The organism is Roseateles flavus, assembly GCF_039872765.1.
GTDB classification, from domain to species: domain Bacteria; phylum Pseudomonadota; class Gammaproteobacteria; order Burkholderiales; family Burkholderiaceae_C; genus Roseateles_B; species Roseateles_B flavus.
Genome location: NZ_JBDPZC010000005.1, coordinates 54267 through 72550, shown reverse-complemented (window position 1 = coordinate 72550; position 18284 = coordinate 54267). Strand labels below are relative to the sequence as shown.

15 protein-coding genes are annotated in these 18284 nt (G+C 69.1%); 1 reads left to right on the top strand and 14 read right to left on the bottom strand.

Annotated features, from left to right (window positions below; translation table 11 throughout):
- Positions 1–116: 116 nt before the first annotated feature.
- Genes ABDJ40_RS11920 through ABDJ40_RS11870 form a run of 11 tightly spaced genes read right to left on the bottom strand, consistent with a single transcriptional unit; the run spans position 117 to position 11249 of the window.
- Complete coding sequence (locus tag ABDJ40_RS11920) at positions 117–1925, bottom strand: secretin N-terminal domain-containing protein (protein ID WP_347609945.1); 1809 nt, start codon at positions 1923–1925, stop codon at positions 117–119.
- Complete coding sequence (locus tag ABDJ40_RS11915) at positions 1922–2362, bottom strand: hypothetical protein (protein ID WP_347609943.1); 441 nt, start codon at positions 2360–2362, stop codon at positions 1922–1924. The genes ABDJ40_RS11920 and ABDJ40_RS11915 overlap by 4 nt, the downstream gene beginning before the upstream one ends.
- A complete protein-coding gene (locus tag ABDJ40_RS11910) occupies positions 2359–3027 on the bottom strand; it encodes a type II secretion system protein GspM (RefSeq protein ID WP_347609941.1) in 669 nt (222 codons plus the stop codon). The genes ABDJ40_RS11915 and ABDJ40_RS11910 overlap by 4 nt, the downstream gene beginning before the upstream one ends.
- Positions 3024–3722, bottom strand: coding sequence for a PilN domain-containing protein (locus ABDJ40_RS11905; RefSeq protein WP_347609938.1), 699 nt, complete (start codon positions 3720–3722; stop codon positions 3024–3026). The genes ABDJ40_RS11910 and ABDJ40_RS11905 overlap by 4 nt, the downstream gene beginning before the upstream one ends.
- 6 nt (positions 3723–3728) lie before the next feature.
- On the bottom strand, positions 3729–4766 hold the full coding sequence (locus ABDJ40_RS11900; protein WP_347609936.1) for a hypothetical protein: 1038 nt from the start codon (positions 4764–4766) through the stop codon (positions 3729–3731).
- A gap of 39 nt (positions 4767–4805) precedes the next feature.
- On the bottom strand, positions 4806–8513 hold the full coding sequence (locus ABDJ40_RS11895) for a DUF6701 domain-containing protein (RefSeq protein WP_347609934.1): 3708 nt from the start codon (positions 8511–8513) through the stop codon (positions 4806–4808).
- On the bottom strand, positions 8510–8980 hold the full coding sequence (locus ABDJ40_RS11890) for an agglutinin biogenesis protein MshP (protein ID WP_347609932.1): 471 nt from the start codon (positions 8978–8980) through the stop codon (positions 8510–8512). The genes ABDJ40_RS11895 and ABDJ40_RS11890 overlap by 4 nt, the downstream gene beginning before the upstream one ends.
- Positions 8977–9822: a type II secretion system protein gene (locus tag ABDJ40_RS11885; RefSeq protein WP_347609930.1), complete on the bottom strand. Its 846-nt coding sequence runs from the start codon at positions 9820–9822 to the stop codon at positions 8977–8979. Before ABDJ40_RS11885 ends, ABDJ40_RS11890 begins: the two co-directional genes overlap by 4 nt.
- Complete coding sequence (locus tag ABDJ40_RS11880) at positions 9803–10369, bottom strand: prepilin-type N-terminal cleavage/methylation domain-containing protein (protein ID WP_347609928.1); 567 nt, start codon at positions 10367–10369, stop codon at positions 9803–9805. The genes ABDJ40_RS11885 and ABDJ40_RS11880 overlap by 20 nt, the downstream gene beginning before the upstream one ends.
- A 38-nt stretch (positions 10370–10407) precedes the next feature.
- Entirely contained in the window at positions 10408–10866 is a 459-nt protein-coding gene (locus ABDJ40_RS11875) for a prepilin-type N-terminal cleavage/methylation domain-containing protein (protein ID WP_347609926.1), read from the bottom strand.
- A complete protein-coding gene (locus ABDJ40_RS11870; protein ID WP_269632824.1) occupies positions 10866–11249 on the bottom strand; it encodes a type II secretion system protein in 384 nt (127 codons plus the stop codon). Before ABDJ40_RS11870 ends, ABDJ40_RS11875 begins: the two co-directional genes overlap by 1 nt.
- A gap of 508 nt (positions 11250–11757) precedes the next feature.
- On the opposite strand from ABDJ40_RS11870, the gene ABDJ40_RS11865 reads away from it, so the two are divergent.
- Complete coding sequence (locus ABDJ40_RS11865) at positions 11758–12288, top strand: hypothetical protein (RefSeq protein ID WP_347609924.1); 531 nt, start codon at positions 11758–11760, stop codon at positions 12286–12288.
- A gap of 315 nt (positions 12289–12603) precedes the next feature.
- Here the strand turns inward: ABDJ40_RS11865 and ABDJ40_RS11860 are convergent, their stop codons facing one another.
- The 3 genes from ABDJ40_RS11860 to ABDJ40_RS11850 are packed head-to-tail and all read right to left on the bottom strand — an operon-like array spanning position 12604 to position 18124.
- Positions 12604–13839, bottom strand: a complete 1236-nt coding sequence (locus ABDJ40_RS11860) for a type II secretion system F family protein (protein ID WP_347609922.1) — start codon at positions 13837–13839, stop codon at positions 12604–12606.
- A gap of 2 nt (positions 13840–13841) precedes the next feature.
- Positions 13842–15599 (bottom strand): GspE/PulE family protein, encoded by a 1758-nt coding sequence (locus ABDJ40_RS11855; protein ID WP_347610398.1) that lies wholly within the window; start codon positions 15597–15599, stop codon positions 13842–13844.
- Positions 15600–15604: 5 nt separating this feature from the next.
- Entirely contained in the window at positions 15605–18124 is a 2520-nt protein-coding gene (locus ABDJ40_RS11850; RefSeq protein WP_347609920.1) for a GspE/PulE family protein, read from the bottom strand.
- Positions 18125–18284: the final 160 nt, after the last annotated feature.

The following is an 18284-nucleotide window of genomic DNA, read 5'->3' as shown; positions in this document are numbered from 1 at the left end:
AAGCCCTGCCGCCTGACAAGCGGGAAACTCTGGTGAGCAGGGGGGCGCATGGCCCCCCAAGCAGGGACAGCCCGCGCGCACGCCTGTGCGCTGGGCGATCGGCAGGGGCCGCTGGCTCAGGGCGTGCCGACGCGGATGACCCGACGGCTCTTGGCGTCCGCTTCTTCCAGCAGTTGGGCGCTGCGGGCGGTTTCCTGCTCCCAGTCCTGGACGCTGCGGATGATGCTGGACTTGATCAGCACCACCAGCTCGCGCTTGCGGCCGCTGTTGGCCCGGTTGCCGAAGAGCGTGGCGGTGAGCGGGGTCGCGTCCGCGCCGGGCAGGCCGGAGCCGCGCCTGCTGCTCTCCTGCTGCATCAGGCCGCCGATGGCGACGATGGCGCCATCGGGCACGCGCACCACGGTGTCGGTCTCGTTGACGGTGCTGGAGGCCAGCGGCAGGCGGTAGTTGCCGGCCGCGCCCAGGTCCACCTGCTTGGTCCGCTCGGTCACGCTGGTGACGGAGGGGTGCACGTGCAGGGTGATCATGTCGCCGTCGTCGATCTGGGGGGTGACGTCCAGGGCGATGCCTGAGAAGAAGGGCGTCAGCGTCAGCGTGGGCATGACCACGCCGCCGTTGTTGGTGGTGTTGCCCGTGCCGGTGTTGGCATTGCCGCCGGAGATGCCGGTGACGAAGTAGTCGTCCGACCCGACCTTGAGCACCGCCTTCTGGTTGTTGAGCGTGGCCACGCGGGGGCTGGACAGGATCTGCGTGTCACCGTGGCTTTCCAGGAAGCTGATCAGGCCCTGGAAGCCGCCCTTGCTCAGCGCCAGCCCCAGGGTGCCATTGCCTGCGGAGGGCAGGGGGATGAGGTCGGACCAGGCCGGGCTCTGGTTCGCGGTGGACAGCACCGGCAGGTTGTTCAGGTTGCTGACCAGCGGGTTGACGATGGTGTTGACGCCGCTCGGGATGGAGGGGTTGACGCTGGTCTGGCCCAGGGCGCCGCGCTTGCCGAGGATGGACCAGTCGATGCCGCTCTGGTAGCCCTCGCGCAGCTCGACCTCGACGATCTTGGCCTCCAGCATGACCTGGCGCTCCACGGCAGCGCGCGTGGCGCGCAGAAAGGCCTCGACGGTGCGCAGCTCCTCCGGCATGGCCCGCACGGCCACGGTGCTGGCCTGCGGGCTGACGATCACGCTGCGACCCTCGCCGGTCCCGACGAGATGGCGCAGGGCCTCCTGGGTCTCGGCCCAGAAGTCGGACTTGGTGGCCGTGCTCACGTGGCTGCTCTCGGGCTGCTGCTGCGCCTGGCTGGCGCCCGTCGAGCCGGTGCCGGTACCGTTGCTCGAGGTGTTGCCCGTCTGGCTGGCGACCATGGCCGCGCCGGCACTGACCCGCAGGTCGCTGCGGCCCACGCGCTGACCGGGCAGGTAGTTGAGGCTGAACACGCGGGTCTGCATCGTGGCCGGGTAGACCGTGACCCGGCGGCCCTCGATGCGGAAGTCGTAGCCGTAGACATCGCGCAGCGACTCCAGGGCCTCGCGCAGCGTGATGCCCTTGAGGGTCAGGGACAGCTGACCGCTGACGCCGGGGTGGACGATCATGCTGTAGCGGGTGTCGGCCACCAGGGACAGGTAGACGTCACGCGCCTGGGCGCCGTTGACGACGAGATCGAAGCGCGGCTCCGCCGGCACGCTGGCCGGCGGGGCCGGCGCCGCGGCCGGCGCACTGGCGGCTGCGGCCGCCGACTGGGCCTCGGCCTGCGCGGCACGGGCGCGGGCGGCGTCCAGCTCGGCGCGCAAGGCGGCCACGGGCTGGGCCAGCTGCAGGGGCTTCTCGGCGCAGGCACTCAGCAGGCCCAGGCCCAGCAGCAGGGCGGCATGGCCAAGGCGCTGCGGACCCGGGCGCGGGGCGGGCCGGAGGGCGGACTGGGCGGGGCGTTTCATGGGCGATCCCTTTTCTCTTGAGACTTGTCGGGCGAACCGGATTCGGGGCTGGGCTTCCTGCTGACACCGCTGACCATGGGCAGGGCATGCAGCCCCTCGCGGCTGCGCAACCAGACCCCATGCTCGTTGACGCGCTCAACGAGCAGGGCCTCGGGGCCGCTGCCGATGCGTTCGCCCTGCGCGTAGCGGCGGCTGCCGATCAGCGCATAGGCCTTGCCCTCGGTGATCAGCACCTGGGCGTTCTCGGGCAGGGCCAGCGCGGCCAGCGGGCCTGCGCCGGATGCGGCTGGCGCGCGCAGCACGGCGGGGGGCTGCATGGGGTCGCGCAGCGAGGGCTGGGCGACCGCCGGGCCGGCCTGGCTCAGTGCCAGTCCCAATGCCAGCAGGGCGCCGAGACGCAGCGGCTGTCGCAGGCCCGGTGAAAGACGTGGGTTCATGACTGGGGCCTCAGCACATACATCTGCACGCTCATGCGGTGCGCCCCCTCCAGCGCGTCGCCCTGGATCTGCAAGGGGCCCCAGCGCAGCTCGGGCAGGGCCTGCTCGAGCCGGGCCAGATAGCGCATGAGCTCGAGGTAGTCGCCCCGCATCTCCAGGTCCACGGCCTGCCACTGCAGGCCCTGCGGCGCGACGAGCCGGCCGGCCATCTCGGCGGCCGGGCGCGCGCCGCTGTCCAGGCGGGTGAGCTGCAGGCGTTCCTGCTTCTGCAGCAGGCTGGTGAGCAGCTGGGGGAGCTGGGGCAGGGTGCCGCTGCCCTGGCGCAGCTGGTCCAGCTGCTGGGACTGGGTCTGCAGGCTGTCGTTCAGCTGGCTCAGCTCACGGCGCCGGCGTGCCAGCTCGGAGTCGCCCTGGCTCAGCGCATTGAGCTGGTTGATCTGGTCGCGCAGGCGCTGCAGGTCCTGCCCCTGGCGCTGCAGCAGCCCCTGCTGTTCGCGCTGCTCGCGCATCATGGGGTCCAGCAAGAGGGTGTCCACGGCCAGCACCAGCACCACGGCCAGGCACAGGAAGAGGAAGACCCGCTCGCGCAGGCTCAAGGCATCGATGCGGGCCGCGATGCGGCTCCAGCGCTTCAGGGCGTCCTGGAGGAAGAGGGGCGCGTTCATGGCCGGGCTCCGGTGCTGGCCGCCACCTTCACGCCCGGGTCGGCCCCGCGAAGCTGGAAGGCCCAGATGGGCTGGCCGGCGCCGCCTGCGCCTGGTGGCAGCTGCAGGCGGCCGGCGATGGCCGTGGCGCCGCCATTGCCGGCCTGGGCAGCCGAGACCATCTCCAGCCTGAGCTCGGCCATCACGACCCGGTGCAGCAGCGCCTGCCCCTGCAGCTGGGTCAGCCAGGCGCGCAGGGCGGCGGGGTCCAGCGTGCCACCACTGAGCTCCAGCTGGCCGGATTGCCAGCGCAGGCCCTGCAGCCAGACCGAGGCAGGCACGGTGCTGGCGACGAGGGCCAGCAGGTCGCTGTGCCGTTCACCGGCCATCTGGTGGCCGCTGCGCAGCGACTGCAGCAGTTCAGCCTGCCCCTCCTGCTGCTCCTTCAGCACCTTGATCTGGGATTCCAGGGCCTTGAGGTCGGTGGTGGCCGGCAGGCCGGCCAGGCTGCGGCTCAGGGCCTGCTGCTCGGCCTGCAGGGCTTGCTGCCGTGCCAGGAATTCGGCTCGCCGCTGCTCGGCGCGCCCATGGATCCAGCCGGCCAGCAGCAGGCTGCCGACCAGCACGAGGCCCAGGCCCTGCGCCATCGCCGTCGCGGTGAAATGCCGCCGCGGCTTGAGCAGGATGGGAGTGAGGAGGTTGATCTGTTGTGCCATGGCGATCTAGGGGCGGGCCGATTCGTCGCGCAGGGCGGCACCCAGCAGGGGCAGGCAGGCGGCAGGCAAGACCTGACCCTGGGCCAGGGCGTCCCCGGTGAAGAGCTGCTGCGGCAGCAGGGCCAGGGTGCGCAGCCCCAGCTCCTTCTGCAGCAGCCGGGCCACCGCTTCCGCATGGTCGGCGCTGAGCACATAGAGCCGGCTCAGCGGCCTTCCGGGCCAGGACCGCTCCCAGACGTCGATGGAGCGCTGCAGCTCGATGATGAGGCTGGATTCCTCGGACTCCATGCTGCCGAAACTGAGCTCGTCACCGGGCATGTACTCGAAGCCCAGGGGCACCTCCTCCCGGACGGCCTCCTTGGCCGTGCTGGTGGCGCGCTCGAAGAGGCGGTCGTCGGCGTCGAGACGCCGGGTGTAGTAGAGCTCCTCGCCGGCGCAGATGGTCAGCAGGCACTGGCCGGGCAGCAGCATGAGGGCGGCGGTGGCCTTGTCGGCCAGACCGTCCATGGCCGCCTGCGCCGTCTGCAGGTTGCGCTGGGCGGTTTCCCAGACATCGACGACCCGTGTCTCCTTCGCACTCGCCGTCCCGGCCTGGCAGACGCGCTCGATGGCCGCATTGCGGGCCGCGAAGACCAGCATCTCCTTCTGGCTGCGGGAGTCGTCGCCGGCCTGCAGCACGTCGATCGTCAGCTGCTCCAGCTTGCCCTCGACCAGCTCCTTGAGCTGCCAGCGCGCCGCGGCCTTGAGCTCGTCGGGCGGCACATTGGGGGCGGGGAGCTTGTAGACGGCGTAGTCGTCCAGCTCCAGCAGGGCGATGACCTGGCCGCCACTCAGGCCCAGGCTGCCGAGCTTGTGCAGCCACTGTGGTGTGTCTTCGTCGCCCCGGGCGAGCTCGCCCACGCTCAGGACCTCGCGGGGCCAGGTCTTGCCGGGTGCCAGCTCGACCCAGCTGAAGCCCTCGGACGAAGCGCGAAAGGCCAGCACGCCGCCCTGGCCCAGGGCCTTGCGCCAGGGGCTGCCCAGCTTGTGCAGCAGTGTCTTCATGGCCGGCCTCCGGGCTGGAGGCGCTGTGTGCGGATCAACTCAGTTCTCCCGCTGGTAGATGATGGAGTCGGTGCCCGTGTAGAGCCCGAAGCTGGCCCGGGCGCTGGGGTCCTTGTCCGCGGCCGTGCCACACCAGGGCCAGCGCAGGTGGCTCAGATTGGCGCCGCTGCTGGCAGCGGGCGCGGGCGGTGGGGACCAGCTGAGGCAGCTGGCATCCGTGGCGGTGCTGCCCAGGGCGAGGGCCAGGTCGTAGCTGCCGCTGCGGCCGGCGGCCGGCTTGGCCAGCGTGATCAAGGCCTGACCCTGGTTGACGGTGATGGGGCTGGCGAGCATGGTGGCGTCCGAGCTGGTCATGGTCTTGCGGTAGTTCCCGAAGCTGATCTGGCTGCTGCTGATCCGGGTGCAGCTGTCCTGAGTGTTGATCTGGTAGACGCTGCCATCCCAGTACTGCGCCTGCAGTGGCACGCTGAGGGGGCGATGCTGGGAGCCTATTGCATTTTGCAGGCGCAGGCGACCATAGCGCAGGGCAACTGTCGCGACCAAGCCGCGCTCGGCACCGTTGGCCGGGACATCGGTGTCGAGATTGGGCGCGCTCACGCCGCTGGCCTCGCCGTCCGAGGGCAGGATGCCGAAGCTGGCATTGAAGGGTCCATCGGGGCTGCTGGCGCCGCCGGCACCGGTGGCGCGGGCGGCGTTGAGGACCAGGGTCGCGCTGGCGGCGCCGTTGCTCCAGCTGCCGGTGCTGCTCACCGCGCTGAGGCGCCCGCCGCCGGTCTTGAAGGTGGTGCTGCCGGCCACGCCCGCGGGCCCGAGGTTGGCGGGCACCGTCAGGTTCAGCTTGGCATAGCTGCCGGTGTAGTTGAGGGTCCGGCTGCCCAGCGCATTGCGCGCCTCCAGGTCGAAGCCGAGCTGGAAGTTCTCGCCCAGGTAGCTGAAACCGGCGGCCGGGGTGCAGGAGGCCGTGCTGCGGTGGGTCACCGAGCCGTTGGAGACGGCAAAGCTGGCGGGGATGAAGCGGCCCACCATCGCGTTCTGGACGCCGCCGGCATTGAAGAAGTAGCCGCGCATGTTGAGACCGAGGTAGCCGGTCAGCACATTGCTGGTGTCGAACTGGAAGCCGCCCACCTCGGTGTACTGGAGGTTGCTGACGGTGGTGCTGCCGCCGGTGACGGCCACCGAGCCATTGTTGAGGGTGCCCAGGGCCGGGATGCCGCTGGCAGGGCGCAGGACCGCCGTGTGTGCGAAACCGGGTGCGATGCCTCCTGCGGTGATCGCGGCGAAGCCGACATTGGCATCCGGCACCCCGTCGTTGGTGCTGACGCCGGTGGCGTCGCCCGCGTCGCCGACGTCGGCGGCGTTGCTCCAGCGGTAGGCCGCCACCGTGGCACTGAAGTTGGCGCCGGCCGCTCCCAGGATGGCATCGCTGGGGCCGCTGCCGTTGGGGTTGTTGGTGCTGCCCATCTTGATCCCGCTGACGACGATGGCGAAGGGCCGCACCGTCATCAGGCTGCTGCTGCCGCTGATGGCATTGGTGGCGTAGGTGCCGGTCTCGTCCGCGACGCTGAGGGTGTACTGGCCGACGTCGCTGGTGCCGAGATTGAAGGTGGCGGCGCCGGTGCTGAAGTTCAGCGTGAGGTTGCTGGCGGCAGGCTTGGCCGTGGGGATGCTCAGGGCAGGCGAGACTACGCTGGGTGCCGTCCAGGCGCCGCCGCTGTCCGTGCGCCAGAGCTTGAGGTTGCGACTGCCGGTGTAGTCGGTGGCGGGGCCGCAGGCGCCGGTGACCGCGTCCTTCTTCACCAGCGTGAGCTTCATGTCGTGCGGGCGGCCGGCCACGCCGATCCAGCTGCCGGCGATCTTGTCGTTGAGGTCCTCGGTCCAGACGAAGGCGTTGTCGCGGAACTGCACCGTGGCGGAGGTGCTGTTCGCCAGGGTGCTGGTGTCCGTCACCAGCACGGTGAGGTCCCGGGCGGCCGCATGGCTCAGCGTGAAGCGGGCCACGCCGGCATCGCCGCTGACAAAGGTGTAGGTGGCCTGACCGTTATTGCTGCCTGCCGAGAAGCCGCCACCCGGTGCCGGGCTGCCCAGAGCCCAGGTGCCCATGCCGCTGGACGTGCGCAGCGTGACGGTGCCGGTGTAGCCGGTGATGGTGTTGCCGCCGCTGTCCTTGGCCGTCACGGTGATGGTTTGCGGCGAGCAGGTGGAGGCCGAGCCCGTGCCGCTGATCACGAAGCTTGCGATGGCGGGCACGCAGCTGTTGAGGTTGCGCGTCGTGCCGTCCCAGTTCTTGCCGGCGCGCTGGTAGTTGTAGATGGCGCTGATGTCGCTGGCCCCGAGGGCCGTGTTGAAGACCATGAACTCGTCCAGCGGCGCGCGGAAGGCCTGCAGGCTCAGGCTGTCGCAGGAGCTGCCGATATAGCGCAGGCCGTAGCTGCTGCTGGCGCTGTTGATGCGCAGTCCCAGCGTCTCGCGGTAGCTGCCGTCCAGGTAGAGCTGGGTGCTGCTGCCGCTGCCGACCAGGGCGATGTGGTGCCAGCCGCTGGCGAGGTTCAGCACCTGCGAGCCGATGACGGGCCCGTTGGCATTGGTGTAGACCCGCCAGCGGTAGGCGTCGTTGTCGCGGGTGTACATGAAGTCGCCGATGCAGCTGCCGCTGACGGGATCCAGCGCGGCCAGCGAGTGGATGTTGTTGGTGTTGTCGATCGCGAAGGGCGTGAGGTACCAGGTCGCGATGGTGTAGGAACCCGCCAGCGGCACCTTGCTGGTGGTGGTGAGGTAGCTGTTGAGCGCGCTGCTGTTGAAGTAGCGCCCCACCACGCCGCCTGCCGCGGTGCTGGGCTTGGCGCCGGAGGACGTGGCGTGGTAGCTGCCGCGGCTGTCGCGGGCTTCGCCCGAGCTGCCGTTGTAGCTGCATTCATCGAAGTGGTAGTCGGCGACCAGGCCCACGCTGGTGGCGTCGCAGGTGCTGAGACCATCGATGGCAGCCTGGTCGGCTGCGCTGAGTGCGATGCTGGAGCCCGAGGAGAAACTCAGCGAGCCCTTGATGGCCAGGAGGCCTGTCAGGGTCGCATAGTTGCCCATGATGATGCTGTTGCCGTTGTTTCCATAGATCACTCCACGGAAATTGGCATAGCTGCCGAAGCTCACGTCGGCTGAGGTCGCCAGCTCGATCAGGCCGTTGACCGTGGGCCCGGCACTGTTGAAGTTCAGGTAGTTCGCCGCTGACATGAGGTTGCCCATGTACACCTTGACGGCGCCGCCCAGGTTGATGGTGACGTTGTTGCTGATCGTCCAGTTGTTGATGTAGTAGGTACCCGCGCCCAGGGTGACGGTGCTGCTGGCAGCCACATTGAAATTGGCGATGTAGTAGGTGCCTCCTGTGGTGCTGAAGCTGCCGCTGGCATTGACCGTGGCATAGGTGCCGGCCGCGAGCGGGCTGCTGCTGACCGTGCCGCCGCCGCTGAAGCTGGGGAAGCTGGCGGGCACGAGCGAGGGGAAGGTGGTCGCGTTGTTGTTGCGGATGCCGGTGGTCGGCAGATTGGGGCCGGTGCCGCTGGTGCTCAGGCCGTTGACGATGAAGTCCCCCGGCAGGCTCAGGGAGCCGCCGCTGCCCGCGGTGAGGGCATTGGCGGTGGGGATCGGGCCGCACTGGGCCCGTGCCGGCGTGGCGCAGAACAGCGCCAGCCACAGGCACAGCAGGCCCAGCAGGGGCAGGTGCCGTGCGCGGGAGAGGGTCCAGGAGGTGTTCATCGTGCCACCCGCTTGCTGAGGCTGCGTTCCACATAAGTCGCCGAAGGCGCTGCGCCCGCCGGGCAGGCACCGCCCACCGGCTGGTTGCAGGCGATCGAGGTGATGTCGTAGAACACAAGGCTGGTCGCGCCGTCGGAGGCTGTCCCGGTGGCCGGCGTGCGTGCACAGAAGACCGTGACCGTGAATTCGGAGAGGGCGGCGTCGGTGGCTGGCGCGAAGCTCAGCTGCGTGGTGCTGAAGCAGGCCGGCGCGGCCGCCGGCGGGAGTGGATTGCGCAGCAGCTCGTAGCTGGCCCATTCCAGCCCGGCATGGGCCGCCTGGTAGGCCCGGGCGGCGGACAGCTCGGCGGCCGAGCCCATGTGCTGGCGCTGGCTGAACAGGGCCATGGCGGCGCCCAGCGCGCCCAGCACGACCAGGATGAAGATCAGGGTGGCCATGGTGAAACCGGCCTGCGCTGCGCGCCTCATGGCAGGTTCTCCACGTGCACGGCCCGGAAGAGCTGCACGGTCTCCCCGCCCAGCACCGTGTCGGCCTGCAGCGCCAGGCGCAGGTTGACGGTGCCGGCCCGGTAGGCCACCACGGCGCTCTCGTAGACGAAGTTGCAGCTCGTGACGCCCTTGGCCAGCAGGGCGCTGCGGCCTCCGACGGGCGGATCCGGCTGGGCGGCCTGGAAGCCGTAGCCGCTGTAGCGCGTGAGCGTGCCCGCGGTGAGGTCGCAGCGGTAGGTGACGGGATCGCTGACCGCGTAGACCCGGTAGGGCGGGGCCATCAGGCTCACGGGCAGGCCGGGATTGCTGGCGAGGGTGATGGTGGTCGGGGTGCCGGCGGCATTGCTGGCGATGCGCCGGTTGCTCGAGCTGCTGATGGCCGCGTAGGCATTGGCATCCGGCACATTGACGCCCAGGTTGTACCAGACCAGCTGCTGGCTGTTCCCGAGGGCAAGACCTGGCCCCACGAGCTTGAAGCTGGCCGCCGGCGTGCCGAAGACCAGGGCGCCGACGCCTTCGGTCTGGTAGCGCGCGGCGCCCGTGGTGGGCACCAGCTCCAGGGTGGTGCCGCTGGCATTGATGCGCACGCTGTTCGGCAGGGATTCCGCAAGGTCCCGCGCGATGCGCCGCAGGGCGAGGTCGGTGCGGGCGGCCACGTCCGCGCGGGCGGCGCTGTCCAGGTAGCCGCGCACGGCCGGCGCGATGAAGATGGACACGCCCGCCAGGATGCCTCCCATCACCACGATGACCATGACGGCCTCGATCAGCGTGAATCCACGCTGGCCTGCGAGGGGGCGGCGCTCAGCCGGCATTGGGCGCATGGCGGGTGCGGTAGCCCTGGAGGGTGACCGAGGTGTTGCCGGGGCCGCTGACCTGCACGGTGATGCGCAGGGCGTCGCCCGCCGGGACGGTCTTCAGTGCGACGGGCGCGACCTGCACGCTCGCGCTGTAGCCGCTCAGACCGGCGACGGGCGTGTTGGTGATGTCGACGATGCCGCTCATGGCGAAGCCGTGGTAGTCGTTGACATTGTCGAACTGCGGGGAGGTGTAGCGCGTCTCGCCGGCCTCCGGACCCAGGGCTTCGGCCGTCGTGGCGCAGCCTGCCGCGGACGTGGCGGTGGCGGCGGCCGCGTCGTCCGGGTCGCAGAAAGTGAAGGGCTGGAGCTGCACTTCCTGCAGCAGGGATTCGGCGATGGCCAGGGCCTGCCGCTGGGCCTGGGGGTTGGCGCTGGCACGCGTCGCCTGGGCGAAGACCTGCAGCACGCCGGCCAGGGCCAGCCCCAGGACCATGATGAAGACCAGCAGCTCCACCAGGGTCAGGCCGGCCTGAGGCCGCGTGGCGGTGGTGAGAGCAGGGCGCAGTGGCATGGCCGGCATGCTAGGGCAAGCGGGCCGGTGGTGGCGCTTCAAGGAAGCGCGTGAAAGAGGCCCGTTTCGTTTTCAAGGCGGTAGCTCTTGCTGTAGCTGCCATGGCTGACCGTGAGATCGAGGGCGCTGCCGCTGGCGGTGCTGGTGAGCCCGGTGCTGGTGGCGAAGAAGGTCGTGCTCACCGGGCTGGCCAGACTCAGGCAGGGGCTGTTGCGCGTCGGGCAGGTGACCGCGACCAGCGGCGTGCCGTCCCCGTAGGCGAAGGTGGCACCCGTGCTGCTGAAGGTGGCCACGATGGCCCGGCGCTGGTTGAGGGCCAGGCGCTGGACTTCCAGGCAGCGCGAGCGCAGGTCGTCTCCAAAGGCCCGCAGCCGCCAGCCGTCGAGATCGGCGAATTTGGGGGCGGCATAGACCGCCAGTGCCGCGACCAGCACCAGCGTGATGATCAGCTCGACCAGCGTGAAGCCCGCCGCGGTGCGGCGGGCCGCTGAGCTCATCAGAGGATGCCGGTCGCCGTGAAGACGGCGCTGGCGCCACTGGGGCCGTTCACCACGCAGTCGGACTTGGTGGCGTCGGCAGCCACGGCGGCGGGCGTGGTGATGGTGTAGCCCGAGGGCACGTCGCCGGACTGCAGGGCCTTCTTGACGTCGTCGCAGTCCACGATCTTGACACCCGCGCCCGTGCCCTTGGCCTTGCGCTCGGCGTAGTTGATGGCGGACGCCGAGCTCAGTGCGCCGGCGACACCCTGCACGGCCGCCGCCTTGGCATCGCTGCCGAAGTCGACGAACTTGGGCAGGGCGATGGCCGCCAGGGCGCCCAGGATGACGATCACCATCACCAGCTCGATGAGGGTGAAACCAGCTTGATTGTTCTTGCGCATGCGGAAAGCTCCGTGATTCAGGCCTGGCCTGACATCCGGCGTGACGGCCCACGCCTCCACTCCAAGACCGGATGTGTGCTCACGGTATCGGCTTTCGAGCTCCAGGGTGAAGGACTTCTTTCACGAACTCCTGCAAGGTGTTGCCCAGCCAGCGCATTCCTGCGATTTGGCTCAAATGCCGAACGAAAAAAAGAGCGCGGGGAGGGCATGCGGTGCCAGCGCTCATCCCGGACGGCGCCGGGGCGGGAGGGGCGCCCGCTGGCCGCCTCAGCCACCCGGGGCGGCACCTGGTATGTCCGGCATTTGCGGACTTCGGCTTTGAATCCTCCGGCTTGACAAGCCGTCCGGAAGAACAGTGTGGTTTTTTAAATCCCCCATTGTCCGCGCGGAATAATGCTGCGCATCCCGGTCTGAATCCGGCTTGCCACCTGCTGGGCACAGCTTAACAAAGTCCAGGGGATTTCTGTAAGAGGGCACTGGGCCCAATGACCTATTGGATGGATGAATCATGCGCAAATTGTCGCGATTTCTTTTTCTTCTTGAAATTGTGCCGCTGCTGGTATTTGTCGCCATCCGCGCCCTGGGTCTGGACATGACGCAGCGCATCCTGGTGGCCGGCAGCTGCGCCCTGGCAGCGCTGCTGCTGCTGCGGGTGCTGCGGGTGGTCTACACGCCGCTGTTCTTCGCGACGAATGTCTTCTTCGTCTTCGCGGCCTCGCTGCTGCTCTCGCCCTTTGACGGGCTCAGCGCCTTCTTCCTCTATCTGGGCGAGGTGGGGATGTTCGTGACCATCCTCCTGATCGGCTTCGTCTGGCTGCTGAGCCAGGATGCCGGCCTTTTCCATCCCAGCACGGCCTCCGGCATCACGCACAAGCGCTATTCCTGGCTGCTGCTGCTGGTCTATGCGGCCTGCCTGCCCATCGCCTGGACCTTCAAGGGCAACGAAAACCTGGCGGGAGCCCTGCCGTTCATGATGATCACGGTCGCAGAAAAGGTCTTCTACCACCTCCAGCTGCGGGAAATCAAACGGGCCGCATGATGGGTTTGGAGGGCGCTCGATCGGGATTGGTGGGCCATATTCGATATGGCCCCGTTTCCTGTTCTTGCGGGGTCATCCAGTATTTATTTCCGTAGTGGCTTCAATACTGGACTGTGGCGAATGCAGATATTATTCGATGCGCTCAGGCCGGGCGCCGAATCAATTCGCTCGATGATCCGAAGAATCCCGGTGAAGTGTTGGTGAGCTGCGGCAGATTCGTGCGGAGAGATATCCGCCCCTGCATCATCTTCATGTCGGAAACTCGCCGCGCGCGGTCCCGGTGCCTGATATGCGGCAGCGCCTGCCGCCGGGGGCTCAGCTCCGCCCCATGGCCGCCTGACCGAGGCTCCACAAGGGCATGAAGACGCCCAGGGCCAGCACGAAGACCATCACGCCGATGACCAGCAGCAGCAGGGGCTCGATGGCGGAGGAGAGGCCCTTGATGGCGCAGTCGGTCTCGCGCTCGTACATCTCGGCGATCTCCAGCAGCAGCTGGTCCAGTTCGCCGGTCTCCTCGCCCACGGCGATCATCTGCAGCACGATGGGGGTGAAGACGCCCGCGGCCGTGGCGCAGCGCGAGATGCTCTCGCCGCGCTCCACGCCGTCGCGCATCTGCTCCACGCGGCTGGCGATGAAGGCGTTGTCCACCGTCTGGGCCACCACGTTCATGGCCTGGCTGACGGGCACGCCGCTCTTGGTCGCCAGCGAGAAGCTGCGGGCGAAACGGGCCAGCGTGGCCTTGAGCACGATGGGGCCGGCGATGGGCAGGCGCAGCTTGACGCGGTCCCAGCGGTAGCGCCCTTCCTCAGTGGCCAGCCAGGCCCGCACCATCAGCATCAGGCCCACCGCGCCGGCCAGCAGCAGCGGCCACCAGCGGACCATCCAGGCGGAGAAACCCAGCAGCAGCCGCGTCATCAGCGGCAGCTGGGCCTTGAAGCCGGCGAAGACCGTGGCAAAGGTGGGCAGCACGAAGATATTGAGCACCACGATGGCGATGGCGATGGCCGCCAGCACCATGACCGGGTAGCGCAGCGCCTGCTTGATGCGGGCCCGGGTGTCCAGCTCGAACTCCAGGTGCTGGGCCAGGCGCAGCAGGACGTCCGGCATGCGGCCGGTCATCTCGCCGATCTGCATCATCGCGATGTAGAAGGAATTGAAGATGCCCGGGTGCCGCGCCATGGCCGCGGACAGCTCGCGGCCCTGGTCCAGGCTGGCGCGCAGGTCCTGCAGCAGGTGGATCAGGCTGGCCTGGGCGGTGGAGGCCTGCAGGCCGGCGAGCGACCGCAGAATGGGCACGCCGGCCTTCTGCAGGGTGTAGAGCTGGCGGGTGAGGATCAGGCAGTCGTCCATGCTGACCGGTGCGCGGCGCAGCTGCTCCCACCAGGAGGGGCTGTTGTCGGACAGGCTCTTCTGCGCGCTGGCCTCGATGCGGACGGGGATCACCCCGCCGGCCATCAGCTGGGCGGCCACGGCGTCGCTGTTGTCGGCATCGGTGTGGCCCTGGACGAGCTCACCCCGGTTGTTGCGCCCCTGCCAGGCAAAGCTCCTCATGCTCAGTCGCCCTGGTCGAAGCCGATGCGCATGGCCTCGGCCAAGGTGGTCTTGCCGGCCTTGACCAGGGCCAGGCTGCGATCCGCCAGGGTCTTGCCGCGCAGGGCCTCGCGGGCGGCGCCCATGAAGGCGCCGGCGTCGCCGCGCTGCACGGCCAGGGCCATCTCGGCGTTCATCTCCAGCATCTCGTAGATGCCCTTGCGGCCCTGGTAACCCGTGCCATTGCAGTGGGAGCAGCCATGGCCGCGCAGGCTCTTGACGCTGCCGGCTTCGTCGCCTGCCACGGCCACCAGCCAGGCGTGTTCCTGGGCATTGGGTGCATGCGGCTCGGCGCACTGCGTGCACACGGCCCGCAGCAGGCGCTGGGCAAACACCGCCTGCAGGGAGCTGGCCACCATGAAGGGCGGGGCGCCCATGTCCAGCAGACGGAAGGGGGTGCTGAGGCTGTCCCGAGTGTGCAGGGTGGACAGCACCATGTGGCCGGTGATGGCAGCGCGCAGGCCGATCTCCACCGTCTGCGCGTCCCGCATTTCGCCGACCAGGATCACGTCCGGATCCTGGCGCAGGCAGGCACGCAGCACGCGGGCGAAGTCCAGCTCGATCTTTTCGTTGACCTGGACCTGGGTCAGCCCCGGCAGGCGGTACTCGACCGGGTCTTCCACGGTGATGATCTTGCTCTTCTCGGCGTCCAGCTCGGCCAGCGCGGCATAGAGCGTGGTCGTCTTGCCGGAGCCCGTGGGGCCGGTGACCAGCACCATGCCGGCCTGCTGCGAGAGGATCTCGCGGAAGCGGGCCAGCATGTCTTCGGGCATGTCCAGCTGGTGCAGGCGGCGTACCGCATTGCCTTGCCCCAGCAGGCGCATCACCACGGACTCGCCGTACTGGCCGGGCAGGGTGGAGAGGCGCACGTCCACGGTCTTGTCCCGCAGGCGCAGGGTGAAGCGGCCGTCCTGGGGCAGGCGCTTCTCGGAGATGTCCAGCGCGGCCATCAGCTTCAGGCGCTGGGCCAGGGCGGGCGCGATGCGCTTGTCGGCCTGGGTCTGGATCTGCAGCTGGCCGTCGATGCGGGTGCGGATCAGCAGCTCGGTCTCCTGGGGCTCGATGTGGACGTCCGAGGCGCCGGCCTGGCTGGCGTCCTCGAAGACAGACTGCAGCAGGCGCACCACCGGCGCGCCCTCCTGGCCCACGCTGGCCTGCAGGGCGCCGAAGTCCACCGCATCGCCGATGTCCTTCTCCAGGGCCTTGGCCAGGCCGGAGATCTCCTCGCTGCGCCGGTAGTGGCGGTCGAAGGCCGCGGGCAGCTGGCTCTCGGCCACCACGGCCATGGCGATGCGGCGCTTGAGCAGGCGCGAGAGCTCGTCGTAGGCAAAGAGGTCCAGCGGGTCGGCCAGCGCCACCAGCAGGGTGTCGTTGCGCTCCTCCAGCACCAGGGCGCGGAAGCGGCGGGCGGGCGTCTCGGGCAGCAGGCGCACCAGCTCGGTCTTGAGCGGGAAAGTCTTGAGGTTGACGAAGGGGATGCGCAGCTGGCGGGCCAGCACATGGGCCAGGGCCTCTTCGCTGATCAGGCCGGCGTCGATCAGCAGCCGGCCCAGCTTCTTGCCGCTGCTGCGCTGCATCTCCAGCGCCTGCGTCAGCTGCCCCTCGGTGATCAGCTCCTGCTGGACCAGCACATCGCCCAGGCGCAGTTTCTGGGGGCGGCCGCTGTTGCGTTCGGCGTCGGAAGCGTTGGCGGAGGCAGGTGCGGTGCTGGGGCTGTCCATCGAATTCATGCGTTGCTGGTGGCGCGGACCTCGGCCAGGCTGGTAACGCCCTGCAGTACCTTGACGATGCCGTCCTGGCGCAGGGTGCGCATGCCTTCCTTCATGGCCTGGGTCTGGATCTCCTCGGCGCGGCTGCCGGTCTGGATCAGGCGGCGGATCTCGCGCGAGACGCTCAGCAGCTCGTGCAGCCCGGCCCGGCCCCTGAAGCCCGTGTTCTCGCACTGGGGGCAGCCCGCGCTGTGATAGTGCATCAGCTGGCCGCCGCTGCCATGAAGCTGGCGCCACTGGGCGAGCAGATCGTCACGGCCGGGCCGAATGTCTGGGGCGAAGGCGTGCAGATAGTCGTCCACCAGCTCCTCCAGGTCGGCCGCCGGCAGTGGCGAGCTCTTGAGGCAGTGCGGGCACAGCCGCCGTACCAGGCGCTGAGCCAGCACGGCCAGCAGGGAGTCGGCGAAGTTGAAGGGGTCCATGCCCATGTCCAGCAGCCGGGTGATGGTCTCCGGTGCGCTGTTGGTGTGCAGGGTGGAGAGCACCAGGTGGCCCGTCAGCGAGGCCTCGACAGCGATCTGGGCCGTCTCTTCGTCGCGGATCTCGCCCACCATGATCACGTCCGGGTCGGCCCGCAGGAAGGCGCGCAGGGCCTTGGCGAAGGTCCAGTCGATCTTGGGGTTCACCTGGACCTGGCGCAGGCCCTGCTGGGTGATTTCCACCGGGTCCTCGGCCGTCCAGATCTTGCGCTCGGGCGTGTTGATGCGCGAGAGCACCGAGTGCAGGGTGGTCGTCTTGCCCGAGCCCGTGGGCCCCACGCACAGCACCATGCCGTAGGGGCGCTCGATGGCCGTCGTCAGCCGGGCCATGTTGTCGGGCGAGAGGCCCAGCTTCTCCATGGGGATGGGCCGGGCGGAGGACAGCAGGCGCATCACCACGTCCTCCAGGCCGTTGTTGGTCGGGATGGTGGCCACGCGCAGCTCCAGGCGGTGCTGGGGCGAGAAGCGGGCGAAGTTGATCTTGCCGTCCTGGGGCTTGCGGCGTTCGGAGATGTCCAGATCGCACATGATCTTGATGCGGGCGATCATGGCGTTGCGGTAGGTGTGGGGCAGCTCCAGGTAGGGCTGCATCTGGCCGTCCCGGCGGAAACGGATCTTGAGCTTTTCGCGGCCGGGGTGGGTCTCGATGTGGATGTCGGAGACGCCTTGCTGGCTGGCCTCGATGATCATGGTGTTGATCAGGCGCACCAGGGAGTTGTCGGACTGCTCGATCTGTGGCTCGTCCTCGCGGCTGCCGCGCTCCTGGACCTCGCGCTCCAGGCTCTCGATCAGTTTGTCGGTGTTGTCGAACTCGAAGTCGGGCTGCAGGCCGGGCAGGGGGATCTCGCGGGGCGCGATGCTCTCGCTGCCGAAGCGGTCGTAGGTGGCGGGCAGGGCGAACTGCAGGCTGCCGACCTTGGTCAGCGCCGGCGCCACCTTGAGCTGGGTGACGAATTCGATCTCGTCCAGGGCGTCGCGCCGGGTGGGGTCCTCCATGGCGACGATCAGCCGCCCGTCGCGCAGGACCAGGGGCAGGACCTCCAGGCGCCGGGCCACCGAGAAGGGCAGCTTGCGCACCGCGTCGGGCTCGACCGGGAAGCGCTCCAGATCCACCAGCGGATAGCCCATCTTGCGCGCCAGCGCGGACTGCAGCTGTTGGCGGGTCACGATGCCCTTGCGCACCAGCAGCTCGCCCAGCGGGACTGAGCGGTCGCTGCGCTGCTGGGCCAGGGCGTCTTCCAGCTGGTCGTAGCTGATCAGCTCCATGGCCAGCAGGGCTTCGCCGATGCGCACCATGGGCATCTTGGCCTGCTGCTCGATGGCCTGCAGCAGCTGCTCGGGCGTGACGATCTGACGGGCCAGGAGGATGTCGCCCACGCGCTGGCTGCGGAGCTTCTGCTGCTCCTGGGCCACGGCCTCGACGTCCTCGATGCGGGCCACCTGGTCCTTCACCAGGACGTCTCCCAGGCGCTCGCCGATGTCATGGCTGTCCACGCACTCGCGGGGAATGAAGACGCAGCGGACGGCGTCGTCGAACTCGCTGACCGGCACGAAGAGGAACAAGCCCAGGGCGTTCTCGTGGTGGCCGATGGTCATGCCCTTGAGCTCGCCGCCGCCGGTGAAACGCACCTTGAACTCCACGCGGGGGCGCTGGTCCAGGTTCAGGGCCTCGGGCGGCTGCTCCGGCTGCCGGGGGGCTGCAGGGATGGCCTGCAGCAGCTTCAGGGCACGGAACTGGCTGAACTTGAGTGCGACCGGGCTGCGCGCCGGCGGCACCAGCAGCTGGGCCACGCGCTCCTGGGCCTGCATCTGCAGCAGCTGGCCCTGGGTGCGGCTGTTGTTGAGGCCCAGGATCTCGCAGGGCTGGGGGGCCTCGCTGGGGGGGACAGGTGCATAGGCGGCGTAGGGCGGTGTGGGCCAGGCAAACACGGCATCCATCCCCGCGTCCGATCCGGACCCGGGCTCGGGCCAGTCAATCGTCGCGGACAGGTCGTTCATCTCAAGGACTCCAGGGGCAGAGGCGGCGGCGCACACCGGCGGCATGCCCGGACGGGCCGGCCTAGGCCGCATGCTAATCGCAAGGGCAGGGGGCGGATAGCCGGAACTGGCCGCGCCGGGGCAGGCTGTTGCATTGCTGCCGCCGGTCCGAGGGGGGCGA

Bases quoted from the DNA above. Each gene is read 5' to 3' on its own strand.
- ABDJ40_RS11900 (WP_347609936.1), bottom strand. From the start codon at position 4,766: ATGAAGACACTGCTGCACAAGCTGGGCAGCCCCTGGCGCAAGGCCCTG.
- ABDJ40_RS11855 (WP_347610398.1), bottom strand. From the start codon at position 15,599: ATGGACAGCCCCAGCACCGCACCTGCCTCCGCCAACGCTTCCGACGCC.
- ABDJ40_RS11890 (WP_347609932.1), bottom strand. From the start codon at position 8,980: ATGAGGCGCGCAGCGCAGGCCGGTTTCACCATGGCCACCCTGATCTTC.
- ABDJ40_RS11875 (WP_347609926.1), bottom strand. From the start codon at position 10,866: ATGAGCTCAGCGGCCCGCCGCACCGCGGCGGGCTTCACGCTGGTCGAG.
- ABDJ40_RS11920 (WP_347609945.1), bottom strand. From the start codon at position 1,925: ATGAAACGCCCCGCCCAGTCCGCCCTCCGGCCCGCCCCGCGCCCGGGT.
- ABDJ40_RS11910 (WP_347609941.1), bottom strand. From the start codon at position 3,027: ATGAACGCGCCCCTCTTCCTCCAGGACGCCCTGAAGCGCTGGAGCCGC.
- ABDJ40_RS11865 (WP_347609924.1), top strand. From the start codon at position 11,758: ATGCGCAAATTGTCGCGATTTCTTTTTCTTCTTGAAATTGTGCCGCTG.
- ABDJ40_RS11850 (WP_347609920.1), bottom strand. From the start codon at position 18,124: ATGAACGACCTGTCCGCGACGATTGACTGGCCCGAGCCCGGGTCCGGA.
- ABDJ40_RS11915 (WP_347609943.1), bottom strand. From the start codon at position 2,362: ATGAACCCACGTCTTTCACCGGGCCTGCGACAGCCGCTGCGTCTCGGC.
- ABDJ40_RS11895 (WP_347609934.1), bottom strand. From the start codon at position 8,513: ATGAACACCTCCTGGACCCTCTCCCGCGCACGGCACCTGCCCCTGCTG.
- ABDJ40_RS11905 (WP_347609938.1), bottom strand. From the start codon at position 3,722: ATGGCACAACAGATCAACCTCCTCACTCCCATCCTGCTCAAGCCGCGG.
- ABDJ40_RS11870 (WP_269632824.1), bottom strand. From the start codon at position 11,249: ATGCGCAAGAACAATCAAGCTGGTTTCACCCTCATCGAGCTGGTGATG.
- ABDJ40_RS11880 (WP_347609928.1), bottom strand. From the start codon at position 10,369: ATGCCACTGCGCCCTGCTCTCACCACCGCCACGCGGCCTCAGGCCGGC.
- ABDJ40_RS11885 (WP_347609930.1), bottom strand. From the start codon at position 9,822: ATGCGCCCAATGCCGGCTGAGCGCCGCCCCCTCGCAGGCCAGCGTGGA.
- ABDJ40_RS11860 (WP_347609922.1), bottom strand. From the start codon at position 13,839: ATGAGGAGCTTTGCCTGGCAGGGGCGCAACAACCGGGGTGAGCTCGTC.